Below are 14,174 nucleotides of genomic sequence, written 5' to 3' on the forward strand. Positions count from 1 at the left end.
CGTGGTGGGCCGCGCCGTATCGCCGTTTTTGGCTCAGTCGGCGATCCAGGCGTCCTTGAAGCCGTCGTTGACGCCCACCGCAGAGGTCACCAGATTGTTGACGTTGCAGCGGTAGATGGTCGGGAAGCCGAGCTCCAGCAGCCAGCCGAGCGGTGCGTCCTCGAGCAGGATCTGCTGCACCTCGTGGTAGAGACGCTCACGCTCGCTGTCCGGATAGGCCGTGGCGGCGGCGTTGAACAGCTCATCCACCTCGGGGTTCTGGTAGCCCTCGACGTTGTTCCAGGGCGAGCCCTTCTCGGTGTTGGTGGACAGGTAGGTCCGCGAGATGCCGAGCGCCGGATCGCCGTACTGGTACAGGTAGGTGAACGCCAGGTCGTAGTCGCGCTCACCCAGGCGCTGGTTCCAGCCGCCCACGTCGGTGGCCTCGGTGCGCACGTTGATGCCCACCTCCTTGAGGTTCTGCTGTACTGCCTCGGCCCAGCGGCTCCAGGTTTCACCGTAGGGCATCGGCAACAGACGCACCTCTTCGCCGTCGTATCCCATCTCGTCGAGCAGTTCCTCGGCCTTGTCCGGGTCGTAGCTGTAGCCCTCGAGGTCCGGGTCATTGAACTTGGCGTTGGAACCGAAGGCCCCTGCCGGCACCTTGCCGGTGCCGTTCCACAGCACGTCCCGGGCGAACTCGCGGTCCATGGCGTACATCACCGCCTGGCGGAAGCGCTTGTCGGCGGTCGGCCCTTCACGATTGTTCATCCACAGCATGGCGAAGGGGCTGAAGTACTCGTGGCCCTTCTCGGTCACGCAGGTGTTGTCCATGGCGGTCAGCCGGGGAACGTCGAAGTTCTCCACGGTGCCGTAGGGCAGCACGTCGACGGTACCGTTCTCGTAGGCCACCGCGCGGGAGGCGCCGTCCGGGATGACGTGCCAGTTGATGCCATCGAGGTAGGGCAGGCCTTCCTCGTAGTAGTCATCGAAGCGGGTCAGCTTGATGACGGTGCCGCGGTCCCAGCTGTCGAACTGGAACGGGCCGGTGCCGATGGGATGGTTGTTGGCCTCGTTGTTGCGGAAGTCGGTGCCGGCGTAGATGTGCTCGGGCACCATGGTGAAGGTGCCGGCCTCGAACGAGATCAGGAAGGGGCCGAAGGGCTTCTTCAGGGTGAATACCACGGTGTGGTCGTCGGTCGCCTCGATGCTCTCGACGTGCTCGAGCACCGCACGGGCACTGGGATTCAAGTCACGGTGGAAGACGTCGGCGGAGAACACCACGTCTTCGGCGGTGAAGGCCTCGCCGTCATGCCACTTGGCGTTTTCCTGAAGGTGGAAGGTGTAGGTCAGGCCGTCTTCGCTGACCTCCCAGCTCTTGGCCAGTTGCGGCATCGGCTCCATGTCGGTGGAGTAGCGCAGCAGGCCCTCGTAGATGTTGCCGGCCACCGTGCGGGTGGGGGCGTTCTGGATCATGCCCAGCACCAGGCCCGGCGGCTCCGGCTGGATGATGGTGTCGATGACACCGCCCCGCTGGGGTTCCTGGGTGGCCTCTTGCTGGGCGTCCTGGCCGTCGTCCTGGGCCAGCGCCGGGGTGGCCGCCAGCGGCAGCAGGGCGGTGAGCCCCAGCGTCAGCAGGGAGGCGTTGAAGCGAGAGGCGCGTGCCTGAGTCGAGCTTGCCCGGGGCGAGGGGGACAGCGGCGAGCAAGATGGCAGAAAGGCGACGCGGGGGTGGCGGGAGTTCGAGGTCATATCAGGGCACCTTGGTGGCCCGGAGGTGTTGCCAGAGGTGCGTGAAGCCAGGGGCAGAAAGCGCCGCCAGTGCGCTGTTGCCGGGCTTTCGCGTCGCTGAGGCCAGCTCCGGGACTGTTGTTGTTGGGGATTTCCGTAAGCCCTTTAGAACCTAGCAGCCTCGGCACAAACTGTCGACAGTCGGCAATCGACTGTTGTTCGACGCAGGATGCGGTCATACTGGGGTATGACCCTTCAGGCCAACTACGGGAGTCGAGCATGGCCAATCCTCGGGACCCCTCAGCCGCGCCCTTCGTGGTTCAGCGCAACCTGGTGGACCAGGTGGTCGACTACTTGACCGAGGCGATCCTGGCCTCGCGCTTCGCACCGGGCGAGCGGTTGTCGGAGGCGGGGCTGGCGGCGGAGCTCGGCATCAGCCGGGCCCCGGTACGCGAGGCCGCCAGGCTGATGGAGAGCCGTGGCCTGCTGGTATCGCGACCGCGGCGCGGGTTCTTCGTGCGTACCCTGGATGTGGCCGAGCTGAGCGATGTCTTCGATCTACGCATCGGTCTGGAACGCCACGCCTTCGAGCGAGTGATGACGCGCTTCGACGCGGATACCGAGCAGCGTCTGCATCGGCAGATCAGTCGTCTGTGCGAGGTCGCCGCCGGTGATGACGAGGGGCTCAAGATCGAGGAGGACCTGGCCTTTCATCGCCTTGTGTTCGAGCTGGCCGACAACGCCCGCCTGGCACGTGCCTTCGACGACCTGAGCTTCGAGCTGCGGTTGTGCATCACCCTGATCACCCGTACCCACGAGACCCCCGAAAGCATCGCCGCCTCCCACTGGCGGCTGCTGGAGGCACTAAAGAGCGGTGATCCTCAGCGCTGCCGGGACGAGGTGGACTACCATATTGGCGTGGCCAGGGACTCGGTGATCGAGCGGTTGGCCGATCACGCCGGGGTGGCGCGTGGCTGAACGAGTGGGCGGCGTCGGGAGTGACGTCGTGGCTCAAATATAGTGAGGGAAGTCCTGGTCGAACGGTGGGCCCAGGGCCGCGGCTAGAGCCTGTATCGGGTGCGGTGGGCTTGTGCTGCAGGTGCTCGAAGGTGCATAACTAGTAAGCGTAAAACACATTTAACATGCGGAATTTGCCGTCAATGACGACACCACAACTATCCACCGATGCCCTGGACGCCAACGAACGGCGGCTGCTCGATGCCTGCGACGAACTGATGCCGGAGACCCTTGCCCTGACCAGCGCTCTGGTGCGCGAGTACAGCGTACTGGGGGCGGAGGCCGGGGTACTTGAGGTGATGGAAAGCCATCTGCTGGACATGGGGCTGCCTGTCGAGCGCGTACCACTGCCCGAGAAAGGCGCAGATGCCGAGCAGGCACCGGTGGCCAGGGGCGTCGACCGACACAACCTGATCTCGGTGATCAACGGCACCTCGTCCCGGCCGCACCTGATCTTCAACGGCCACCTGGACGTGGTGCCGGCGGAGCCGCTGTCGATGTGGTCTCGTCCGCCCTGGGAAGCCTGGCAGGAGGATGGCTGGCTTTACGGGCGCGGCGCCGGTGACATGAAGGCCGGTATCGCCGCCATGGTGACGGCGGTGGCGGCGATGAAGCGGGCAGGGCTCGAGATCGATTTTCCGCTGACGCTGCAGACGGTGATCGAGGAAGAATGCACCGGCCATGGTGCGCTGGCCTGCCTGGCACGAGACGGCCGCGGCGACTTTGCGCTGATTCCAGAGCCTTTCGGGGCGACCCTGACCACGGCCCAGATCGGCACCCTGTGGTTCAAGGTGTCGCTGGATGGGGTGCCGGCCCACGTGCTGGATACCGCCGCCGGGGCCAATGCCATCGAGGCGATCCAGTCGGTGGTGGCGCCGCTCAAGGCACTGGAGGCGGAACTGAACGCCGGGCGCGAGCCGCCCTATGACGAGATCGAGCACCCTTTCAACCTGAATATCGGCAAGATCGAAGGGGGCAACTGGGCGTCCAGCGTGCCGTCCCGGGCGACCCTGGAGGGGCGTATCGGCTTCGCGCCTGAAGTCCGGGTGGAAGACATCATGGAAAAGGTGCGGCGCTGCGTCGAGGCGGCCAGCGCCTCGCTGGGCCCGGGCATCTCCGGGCTGGACGTCGAGTTTCACGGCTTTCGCTCCGAGGGCCACCACGTCGACACCGACAGCCCCGGGGTCGCCCTGCTGGCAGATTGTCATCGTGCCCTGACCGGTGAGGAGCTGCCCTCGGTGGCGTTGACCTGCACCACGGATCTGCGCGCGCTCAATCGACACGGCATCGCCGGGACCTGCTACGGGCCCGTGGCCGAACGCATCCATGGCATCGATGAGCGGGTCGAGATTGCTTCTATCCAGCACACCCTCAAGGCCTACGCGCTATTTCTGTATCGCTGGGGGCGCTGGGCCGAGGGCCAGGTCGCTTCCGATACCTGTCCGCAGTGATACCCATAGTCCGGCCAGCGCTGGCCCGGCCAGCCCTGGCCGGGCCCTCACGTTCGCCGTGCAAGCCCGGCCTTCTCGCTCGGTCCACAAGCAAAGCCTGCACGCTCAGCGCGAAAGCCTGACCCGCGGGCCTGTCTGCAAGACCCGCCCGCAAGACCCGCCCGCCAAATTCCTCGCCTCAAGCTCGACCCATTAAGGTTGACTGGGTCGAGCACTTTCGTCTGTGACCGCCGAACGACTCGGTTTCTGTTGTCCTGAGTCGGGGTTTTGCCGTCAGCAGGCTGCCACTCTAAAAGCGTTGTTCCATGGAGTGGAGCGGCGGGTGCTGCACGAGCGGGCTCAGGAATGTCGACCTTTCATGCAGAGCCCGCGTCAATTGGCAGGGAGGGTGGCATGGCAACACAAGTGGGCGGGAAGGATGACCCCGAGGAGAATCCCGCAGCCAGCGGGACAAGGCGTACAGGGCCGAGACCGGTTTCGCTCTACGATGCGATCGACGCGGAGGTCAGTCCTCCGCCCGGTCGCCTGAGCCCGAGAGGGCGACGATGGTTGATCAACGCCGAGGGCTGCCGGCTGATGCCCTATCTCGACCTGAGCGGAGCGCCCATCCATCACTGGCAGAAGGGGGCGACGATCGGTGTGGGGCATCTGATCATTCGGCAGCAGTGGCCGTGGTTTGCCAATGGCATCGACAAGCAGTGGGCGGAGTCACTGTTGCGCCAGGACCTGCAGCACGTGGAGCTTGGGGTGCTCGATCGCCTCGAGGCCTGTCGTCCCTGGGTGGGCGCGCGAGGTCTTCGTCAGCACCAGTTCGATGCCCTGGTGTTGCTGGCCTTCAATATCGGACTGGCGGCATTTTCGAACTCTTCACTGGTGGCCATGCTGTGTGATTCCCGTACCGTGACCCCCTACGCGACGCTTGAACAGGCGTGGCTTGCCTGGAAGTACGCTGGCGGCGAGGTGATGCCAGGGCTGGAGCGGCGTCGCGCCGAGGAGTGGCGCATCTTTAAAGAGGGTGACTACGGGCCTGACATCTAGGCAAGTTTTCTTGTAGGGAGCCCGCTAGAAGAGGTGCCCGAAGCGGGGTGGGGCAAGGAGTCAGCCCTATCTTCAAGTCGGTGCATGCCCCGCCAGAAAAAGCTCGGTCGCGTAGCGTGCGCGGTGGTCTCTCGCCTCCAGTGTCAGCGAGGGTGGGCGCCCGACCAGCGAATCGAGCATCCATTCCCCGAGCACCATGCCGGTAAACAAGCCGGCCGAGGTGCGCGGGTCCTTTACCACCAGCTTGCCGCGGGCATGCTGGTCGCGCAGGTAGTCGGCCAGTTCACGGCGGGTACGATCCGGGCCGTGATCGAGAAACAGTGCTCCCAGCTCCGGGGCACGCTCGGCCTCGGCGGCGATGCCGCGAATCAGGCGGATGTTGGCGTTTGGCAGCGCCAGGTCGATCAGGTCTCGGGCAAGCTCCTCCAGCACCTCTTGCGGCGGTCGCTCGCCGGCCTGTCCCAGTCGACACCAGACACTGGACGCCTGGGCTTCCAGGGCCGCGGTGAACAGCCCCTCCTTGTTGCCGAACAGCTTGTAGAGGGTGCTTAGCGAGCCGCCCGCGCGGGCGACGATGTCATTGACGCTGGCGCCGGCGTAGCCCTTGTCCAGGAATACCTCGCGGGCGGCGGCCAGCAGCCGCTGGCGGCGGGCCTCGCCCTTCGGTGTAGAGCATGAATCTGCGGACGTCATCGTGGCTTTCCATCAATCCAGGAGGGGGCGATATCAGGCTGTCGGGACGATTGTAGTCTGCATTACACATCCATGTTTCAACGCCAGGTTGTACGGGGGCTGGCGACAGCGAGTGGGCGTGAGGCGTGATTCAGGTCTTGAACGAGAACAGTGCGAAGGCGCCGAGGCTTGCCACCAGCAGGAAACCCGCTAGGCCGATGCGGCCCCAGGGCAGTGAGGCGTTGCCCAGATGCATCAGCTCAGGCTTGCGCGGTGAGTAGCGCACACGCACGACGCTGCCTACGGGATAGTCGGCGATGTAGGCATCGGCGTCTTCCTGTCGGGTGAAGGAGGGAACGCCATCGAATCCCGCGTTGTCGGATTGAATACGCCGACCGTCGATGGTGGCTTCGAAGCGCAGCAATGCCAGGTAGCGCCTTTGCTGATCGTCGCGCTCGCGCTGGTGGCGCTGGGCTTCCGCCAGCCGGATCTCGGCGTGGGTCACGGTGGCCTCGGCGGTCGGCCAGCGGTTGACGTCGCGGACCTTGTACGCGCCGACGCCGGCGATGACGGCACCGATCAGAGCGGCGAGGGAGACGATCAGCAGCGGATGAGGCATGGTGGTATTCCGAATGAGCCCATGAATGTCGAGGGCGAAGCAGGGGGCGCCGTCACGGGCGGTTCATGAGCCTCCTGGAAGGCGCAACTCCCGGAAAGCGCAACTCTTGGAAGGCGCAACAACGAGGAAAACACGATGACGATGATGGCGTCCCTGAAGCGTTGGATCAATGATGTGGCGCAGCAAGAGGATGCGTCGTCCAGGGTGGACCTGTCACTGGCCACGGCGGTGCTGCTGTGCGAGGTGATGCGTGCGGACTACCGCCTGGATGACAGCGAGATCCATCTGATGCGCAGCCAGCTCAAGGAACAGTTCGAACTCGAGGACGAAGCGCTGGACGAGCTGATGACACTGGCTCGGGAAGAGGCCGAGGGTGCGGTGGATCATCACCGCTTCGTGCGTGAGTTGCGTGACCGCACCGGCTACCAGGATCGGGTCGCGCTGGTACAGCAGATGTGGGCGCTGGCGTTTGCCGACGGCGAGAAGGATGCCCTGGAGGAACACCGTATCCGCGCCCTGGCGGAGCTGTTGCACGTCAGCCACTCGGACTTCGTGCGCACCCGCATCGTCGAACAGAATCGCGCCGAGGGTGTGTAGCGAAAGTCTTGACGCTACAATAAGTTTTTCTGCATATGACGCCGTGGTCGCCATGGTTTTACTGGCGAGGGGCGGCATGTCCAGGTAATCACACGTCATCAGACGTTAGCAGGCGTTATAGGACAAGGAGGAAATGATGTCGCGCAAGATGGTGGTAGTGGGAGCCGGCATGGTCGGTGTGTCGGTGGCGTGGCATCTGAGGCGCCGTGGCCACCAGGTCACACTTGTCGACCGCCGTGAGCCCGGTCGCGAGACCTCCTACGGCAACGCCGGCATCATCCAGCGCGAGGCGGTGCGTCCCTATGCCTTCCCGCGCGATCTGGCGACCTTGTTGCGGGTGGTACCCAATCGTCAGATCGACATCCGCTATCGTCCGGGCGCGATGCTCGCAAGCGCCGGGACGCTGCTCAAGTACTGGCAGAACTCGGCGCCCGCCCGTTACGAACAGATCGTGCCGGAGTACGCCTCGCTGATAGGCGGCTGCCTGGAGGCCCACTCGGCGATGATCGAGGCTTCCGGTGCCGACGCGCTGGTACGTCGCCAGGGCTGGCTCGAGGTCTATCGGAGCAGCAAGGCGCTGGGCGAGCGAGTGGCCCAGGCCGAGTTGGATGCCAAGCGATTCGGCATCCGCTTCGACTACCTCGACAGCGAGGCGCTGGCGCGCCTGGAGCCGGGCCTGGAACCCGGACTTGCCGGGGCGATCCACTGGCTCGATCCCTGGACGGTGGCAAGCCCGGGCGATCTGGTGGCCGCCTACGCCAAGTCATTTTCCGATGATGGCGGTGAGATCATCCAGGCGGACGTCACCGATGTGCGCCGGCAGGGCGATACCTGGCGCATCGATACTTCGGGCGACACCCTGGAGGCAGATGGGCTGGTGATGGCGTTGGGTCCCTGGTCACAGGACTGGATGAAGGCCCTGGGGCTGTCGATCCCGCTGTTCGTCAAGCGTGGCTACCATATGCACTATGGTCAGTCGGATGACGCCAGGCTGACCCACTGGGTGATGGACGCCGAGGTAGGCTATCTGCTGGCGCCCATGAGCAGCGGGATTCGCCTGACCACGGGGGCCGAGCTCGAGCGTCTTGATGCGCCGGCCCACCTGGAACAGCTGGAGGCAGCGGAGCAGCAGGCACGCAAGCTGTTTCCGCTGGGGCAGCGTCTCGAGCCCACGCCGTGGAAAGGCGCCAGACCCTGTACCCCGGACATGAAGCCGGTGATCGGTGGCGTACCCGGGCAGTCAGGCTTGTGGCTGGCCTGTGGCCACGGTCATCAGGGCTTCACCCTGGGCCCGGTGACCGGCAAGCTGCTGGCGCAGGTCATCGATGGCGAGCAGCCGGACATCGACATGGCGCCGTTCAGGGTGGACCGCTTCTGATCCCGCGCTGGCGCCGGCCCATGCCGGCAGTGCATTAGCGCCGGCCCATGCCGGTAGTCCGGGGCCATGCCGCCTCTGCAAGGGGCGGTATGGCGTGGCTGTCAGCGAGGGCGAAAAAGGTGGGAAGCGGCGGGCAAGCTGCGTGCAAGCACCGTTGTCGGCGACAGCGGGGCTGGTCAGGTTGGGGCCAGTCGGTGACCAGACATCGGCCCCGTCATGATCTGAGGCCTTTATCAGGCCTCGTCGGCGTCCCGACGGTGAAGGCCGGAGGCTGAGTTACCGTCGTTCGAGGTATCGTTCGAGGTAGCGTTCGCGCTATTGGTCGAGCTATGGGTCGAAAGAGCAGGCTCGGCGCCGGATGACCCGCGGCGATCGGCCAGGGCGCGTGCCAGCAGCTTGATCAGCAGCGTCACCAGGAACACCAGCCAGCTTGCCGTCGCCAGTACATTGAACAGCAGCATCTTCTGGGCGCCGCTCATCGGTGTAATCAGATGGTCGATGCCGATGGCCAGCAGAAATGCCAGGTTCAGCGGCAGCGCCAGGATGTGCATCCACATCTCCGTGCGCCGCTTGCGGACGTGGTAGCGGCCCAGCATCACCCGAACCGGGCGGTGAACGAAGCTCACCAGGATCATGCTGCCGAGCAGCAGCAGGGCGGCCAGGGCCGGCTCGGCGCTGCCGATATGCAGCGACACGCTAATCGACCAGTAAAGCATCAGCCACATCAGGCCTGCCAGGGTGGCGACGAGGTCGGCGTAGTGACGAACCTTGGGCATGTAACTCTCGCTAGGATGTTTCTGTAATAAGTCTGCGCGCGGCCAGAGGCCCTGGGACTCGTCGGCTCGTTGACGGCGCCTTGACAACGTATCGCCCCGGACATCGATGGTAACGTGCCGCGACTCCTCGACGGTGCGGATCAGATCCGGGCGCATGTCCCTCGAATGATACGCGAAATCTCACCCCGTTTGGGCCATGAAACCTTGCCCTTTACGGTATACTGCGCCCGACCATGGATCACTCGACGACAGGATAACAAGTGACTGCGATTACCTTGACCCGGCCCGACGACTGGCACCTCCACCTGCGCGACGGCGTCGCTCTGGCCTCCGTGGTGGCCGATACCGCCCGCCAGATGGGCCGTGCGATCATCATGCCGAACCTCAAGCCGCCGGTGACCAATCTGGACCAGGCACTGGACTACCGCCAACGCATCTTGGCTGCCTTGCCTGCGGAAAGCCAGTTCGAACCGCTGATGACCCTCTATCTTACCGATCGCACCACTTCGGAAGACATCGAGACGGCCTGGGGCAGCGGCAAGGTGCAGGCGGTCAAGCTGTATCCGGCCGGGGCCACCACCAATTCCGACTCAGGCGTGACCGATCTGCGTCACTGCGAGGAAGCGGTAGCCACCATGGCGCGGCTGGGGATGCCGTTGCTGGTGCATGGCGAGGTGACCGATCACGAGATCGACATCTTCGATCGCGAGGCGGTGTTCATCGAGCGGGTCATGAAGCCGCTGCTGTCCCGTCATCCTGACCTCAAGGTGGTTTTTGAGCATATTACCACCGCCGACGCGGCGCGCTTCGTGGCCGAGTCGCCGTCGAATATCGGCGCGACCATCACCGCTCATCACCTGCTCTACAACCGCAACCATATGCTGGTGGGCGGGATTCGCCCGCACTACTACTGCCTGCCGATCCTCAAGCGCGAGCGTCATCGGGAGGCGCTGATCGAGGCGGCGACCTCGGGCGACAAGAGCTTCTTCCTCGGCACCGACAGCGCGCCTCATGCCCGTCACGACAAGGAAGGTGACTGTGGCTGTGCCGGCGCCTATACCGCGCTGACGGCCATCGAGCTGTACGCCACCGCCTTTGAACAGGCCGGCGCGCTGGATCGGCTGGAAGGGTTCGCCAGTCACCACGGTCCCGACTTCTATGGCCTGCCGCGCAACAGCGACTCGATCACCCTGGACAAGGTCGAGTGGCAGGTTCCGGCAGAACTGCCGTTTGGCGAAGGCAAGACGCTGGTACCGCTGCGTGCCGGTGAAACTCTGGGCTGGAAGATGCGCCAGGACTGACAGACCTGATGCGATGACCTGGCGTGGCGACCTCGAGCCGCGGCCTGGTACCCGGACCTCATACTCGGATGAGATGTTCTGGACGGTAATCTGCTTTAGCTAGCCCTGATGATATGACTCAGGGTTTCTTGACCACGAAAACGGCGCGCCCCAAAAGGGCGCGCCGTTTTCGTATCTGGCGCCTGGGCAGCGCCGAGGTGCGGGCGAGGGGAATGCCATGGAAGGCGGCTCTGTATTGGAGGAGGGCTCAACAAGGACTGACGTGAAGCATCAAAGGGGTAGCGAAGAGGCATGGGAAAGTTGGGCCATTGGATTAGAGGTAGTTCATTGTCCTCTAGTACAGTATTGACCTATACCCCATGCATGTAATGTGCGCATAAGCACAGTTTTGTTGCTGCCGGACTAGGTTTGTCATCCCTTTGTTCACAAGGCCTAGGTCTGTCATCCAAAAAAAGAGAGACGCGCCCCTATGATCATCGCCATCGTCGTACAAGTTACCGGCCAAGCCTGGGCCAGAGATGCGGAAGGCAATCTGAGGCCCCTGGCCGAGGGCGACCGCCTGACTGAGGGCGAGGTGGTGATCACCGAAACCGGCGCTCGAGTGAACCTCGTGCAACCCGATGGCACCCGCCTGGCGCAGCTCGGTGGCGAAGTCGAGGTGGCGATTAGCGAGGCGATCAACGAGCAAGGGTCGGCCGATGACGAGGTGATAGAAGACGCCGAGGTCGCCAGGGTCCTGGCGCTGCTCGAAGAGGGCGAAGGAGATCTGCTCGAGGCGTTGGAAGCTCCTGCCGCTGGCTCCGCGGGGGGCGCCGGCGTCGAGGGCGGGCACGATTTCGTGCGTCTTTTGCGTATCGTCGAGGAAGTGTCGCCGCTGTCGTTCGAGTACGGCTATCAGCGCGAGGCCTACGACGTTCAGGAGCAGGATGGCGGGACCGCGGCCGATGAGGACGAGTCCGTCACCCTGACGGGGCTCGATGGGCCTGCGGGAGCAGCAGGCAGCGCCGATATCGGCTTTTCCTCTGCCGAACAGACCGTCAGTGAGGCAGGACTTCCTGGCGGTACTGCATCAGGCACCGCCGCGACATCAGCGAGTGGCAGTTTTGGTGTATCCGCTCCCGATGGCCTGTCGTTCATTACCGTTGGCGGCAGTGGTCCGATCAGCTTGGATCGACTCAATGGCCTGTCCGGCAATCCGCTGACCATCGAGACGCCCTTGGGCAGCCTGACGCTGACAAGCTATAGCGGCGATGACACCGGTGGTAGCGTTGCTTACACCTACGATCTGACCGACAACGTCGACAACGACAGCGTCGACGGCGCAACCGACGATGGCGTGGTCGACAGCATCGAGATTAGTGCTGTCGACAGCGATGGCAGTACCACCAGTGGCACTCTGGATATCGCGATTCTCGACGATGCGCCCGAGGCGGTGGATGATGCCACCACGACCGGCGAGGACACAGCGGTCACCTACAACGTGCTGGTCAATACCGACGGCACCAGCGATGTCCAGGGTGCGGACGGTGCCAGTGTCACCGACGCGAGCTTGCGTGATCCGAGCCAGGGCAGTGTGAGCTTCGACAGCGACACCGGTGAGGTGACCTTTACCCCGGCGGACGGCTTCGAGGGCGACGCGGTCATCGACTACACCATCACCGACGCCGATGGCGACACCAGCGACGCGGTGTTCACCGTCACCGTGGCGGCGGACTCCACGCCCACCGTCAGCGTGCCGGACGAATCCCCCGATGCCGAAGGTGGTCAGTTCAGCGTCAGCGAAGCCGGACTGCCGGGCGGTAGCGCGGCAGGCGATGGCAGCCAGTCCACCGGCGGTAGTCTGCCGATTACCACCGGCGGCGACAGCCTGGCCTCGCTGGTGATCAACGGCCAGAACGTGACGGGCGGCGGCACGGTCGAAGGCGACTACGGCACCCTGAGTGTCAGTGTCTCTGACGGCGAGTACAGCTGGAGCTACACCCTGGATGGCAGTACCCAGGACCACACTAGCCAGGGCACCGGCAGCGACGACCTGGCGGATCAGTTCTCCATCGTCGTTACCGACAGCGATGGCGACGAGGCCTCGACTAGTCTGACCATCGACGTCAACGACGATGTGCCTGTGGCCGTGGATGACGCCACCAACACCGGCGAAGACACCCCTGTCACCTACAACGTGCTGGCGAACGACACCCAGGGCGTGGACGGTGCCAGTGTTACTGAAGCCACCCTGCGCAATCCGAGCCAGGGCAGCGTGTCCTTCGATAGCGACACCGGTGAGGTGACCTTCACCCCGGCGGCGGGCTTCGAGGGCGCGGCGCTCATCGACTACACCATTCGCGATGCCGATGGCGATACCAGCGACGCGGTGTTCACCGTGACGGTGGCGGCGGACTCCACGCCGACCGTCAGCGTGCCGAACGATTCGCCCGATGCCGAAGACGGTCAGTTCAGCGTCAGCGAGGCGGGCCTCGCGGGCGGTAGCACGGCAGGCGACGGCAGCCAGACCACCAACGGCACTCTGCCGATCACCACCGGCGGCGACAGCCTGGCCTCGCTGGTAATCAACGGCCAGAACGTGACGGGCGGCGGCACGGTGGAAGCCGACTACGGCACCCTGAGCGTCAGTGTGTCTGACGGCGAGTACCGCTGGAGCTACACCCTGGACGGCAGCACCCAGGATCACACCAGCCAAGGCACCGGCAGTGATGACCTGGCGGATCAGTTCGCCATTGTCGTCACCGACAGCGATGGCGATACGGCTTCGACCAGCCTGACCATCGACGTCAACGACGATGTGCCTGTGGCCGTGGACGACGCAGCCAACACCGGCGAAGACACCCCCGTCACCTACAACGTACTGGCGAACGACACCCAGGGTGTGGACGGCGCCAGTGTCAGCGGCGCGAGCCTGCGTGATCCGAGCCAGGGCAGCGTGAGCTTCGACAGCGACACCGGTGAGGTGACCTTCACCCCGGCGGCAGGCTTCGAGGGCGATGCGGTCATCGACTACACCATCCGCGACGCCGATGGCGACACCAGCGACGCGGTGTTCACCGTCACCGTGGCGGCGGACTCCACGCCCACCGTCAGCGTGCCGGACGATTCGCCCGATGCCGAAGGTGGGCAGTTCAGCGTCAGCGAGGCGGGCCTCCCGGGTGGCAGCGCGGCAGGCGACGGCAGCCAGAGCACCGGCGGTAGTCTGCCGATCACCACCGGCGGCGATAGCCTGGCCTCGCTGGTGATCAACGGCCAGAACGTGACGGGCGGCGGCACGGTCGAAGGCGACTACGGCACCCTGAGCGTCAGTGTCTCTGACGGGGAGTACAGCTGGAGCTACACCCTGGATGGCAGCACCCAGGACCACACCAGCCAGGGCACCGGCAGTGATGACCTGGCGGATCTGTTCGCCATTGTCGTCACCGATAGCGATGGCGATACGGCTTCGACCAGCCTGACCATCGACGTCAATGACGATGTGCCGAAGGCACGTGATGACAGCGACACCATTGCCGAGGAGACCGCGTCGATCACCGGCAATGTGCTGTCCAACGACACCACCGGCGCCGACACCACCGATGCCGATCCGGCAAGCGTAGCACTGGACGCCCCGAC

At 64.7% G+C, this 14,174-nt stretch carries 11 protein-coding genes; 7 read left to right on the plus strand and 4 right to left on the minus strand.

The window, feature by feature from the left end; translation table 11 throughout:
- Positions 1-33: 33 nt before the first annotated feature.
- Complete coding sequence (locus KUV74_RS20620) at positions 34-1,731, minus strand: ABC transporter substrate-binding protein (protein WP_261395630.1); 1,698 nt, start codon at positions 1,729-1,731, stop codon at positions 34-36.
- Positions 1,732-1,989: 258 nt separating this feature from the next.
- Between KUV74_RS20620 and KUV74_RS20625 the strand changes: the two genes are divergently transcribed.
- From KUV74_RS20625 to KUV74_RS20635, 3 genes are all read left to right on the plus strand, one after another.
- Positions 1,990-2,688, plus strand: a complete 699-nt coding sequence (locus tag KUV74_RS20625; RefSeq protein WP_222517267.1) for a GntR family transcriptional regulator — start codon at positions 1,990-1,992, stop codon at positions 2,686-2,688.
- A gap of 182 nt (positions 2,689-2,870) precedes the next feature.
- Positions 2,871-4,178 (plus strand): ArgE/DapE family deacylase, encoded by a 1,308-nt coding sequence (locus tag KUV74_RS20630; protein WP_045993009.1) that lies wholly within the window; start codon positions 2,871-2,873, stop codon positions 4,176-4,178.
- Positions 4,179-4,571: 393 nt separating this feature from the next.
- Entirely contained in the window at positions 4,572-5,216 is a 645-nt protein-coding gene (locus tag KUV74_RS20635) for a lysozyme (RefSeq protein ID WP_222517268.1), read from the plus strand.
- 72 nt (positions 5,217-5,288) lie between these two features.
- On the opposite strand, the gene KUV74_RS20640 is transcribed toward KUV74_RS20635, so the two are convergent.
- Positions 5,289-5,909: a TetR/AcrR family transcriptional regulator gene (locus tag KUV74_RS20640; RefSeq protein ID WP_045993008.1), complete on the minus strand. Its 621-nt coding sequence runs from the start codon at positions 5,907-5,909 to the stop codon at positions 5,289-5,291.
- A gap of 130 nt (positions 5,910-6,039) precedes the next feature.
- The gene (locus tag KUV74_RS20645) at positions 6,040-6,507 is read right to left on the minus strand and encodes a DUF3592 domain-containing protein (RefSeq protein ID WP_222517269.1); all 468 of its coding nucleotides are present in this window, start codon (positions 6,505-6,507) and stop codon (positions 6,040-6,042) included.
- 135 nt (positions 6,508-6,642) lie between these two features.
- Between KUV74_RS20645 and KUV74_RS20650 the strand changes: the two genes are divergently transcribed.
- Together KUV74_RS20650 and KUV74_RS20655 are read left to right on the plus strand one after the other, a co-directional pair.
- Positions 6,643-7,104 carry a TerB family tellurite resistance protein gene (locus tag KUV74_RS20650; protein WP_261395632.1) on the plus strand — a complete coding sequence of 154 codons (462 nt, stop codon included), beginning with the start codon at positions 6,643-6,645 and terminating at the stop codon, positions 7,102-7,104.
- Positions 7,105-7,240: 136 nt separating this feature from the next.
- The gene (locus KUV74_RS20655) at positions 7,241-8,482 is read left to right on the plus strand and encodes an NAD(P)/FAD-dependent oxidoreductase (protein WP_222517270.1); all 1,242 of its coding nucleotides are present in this window, start codon (positions 7,241-7,243) and stop codon (positions 8,480-8,482) included.
- A gap of 233 nt (positions 8,483-8,715) precedes the next feature.
- On the opposite strand, the gene KUV74_RS20660 is transcribed toward KUV74_RS20655, so the two are convergent.
- Positions 8,716-9,258, minus strand: a complete 543-nt coding sequence (locus KUV74_RS20660; protein WP_315900896.1) for a hypothetical protein — start codon at positions 9,256-9,258, stop codon at positions 8,716-8,718.
- Between the two features lie 260 nt (positions 9,259-9,518).
- Here KUV74_RS20660 and pyrC point away from each other — a divergent pair, with 260 nt between their 5' ends.
- The gene (pyrC, locus tag KUV74_RS20665; protein WP_222517271.1) at positions 9,519-10,559 is read left to right on the plus strand and encodes a dihydroorotase; all 1,041 of its coding nucleotides are present in this window, start codon (positions 9,519-9,521) and stop codon (positions 10,557-10,559) included.
- A 469-nt stretch (positions 10,560-11,028) separates the two neighbouring features.
- Positions 11,029-14,174 (plus strand): retention module-containing protein (locus KUV74_RS20670; protein ID WP_222517272.1); only part of this gene is annotated, 3,146 nt, incomplete at its 3' end.

The sequence above is a fragment of the Halomonas sp. DP1Y21-3 genome, assembly GCF_019801245.1.
In the GTDB taxonomy this organism is placed as follows: Bacteria; Pseudomonadota; Gammaproteobacteria; order Pseudomonadales; family Halomonadaceae; genus Halomonas; species Halomonas litopenaei.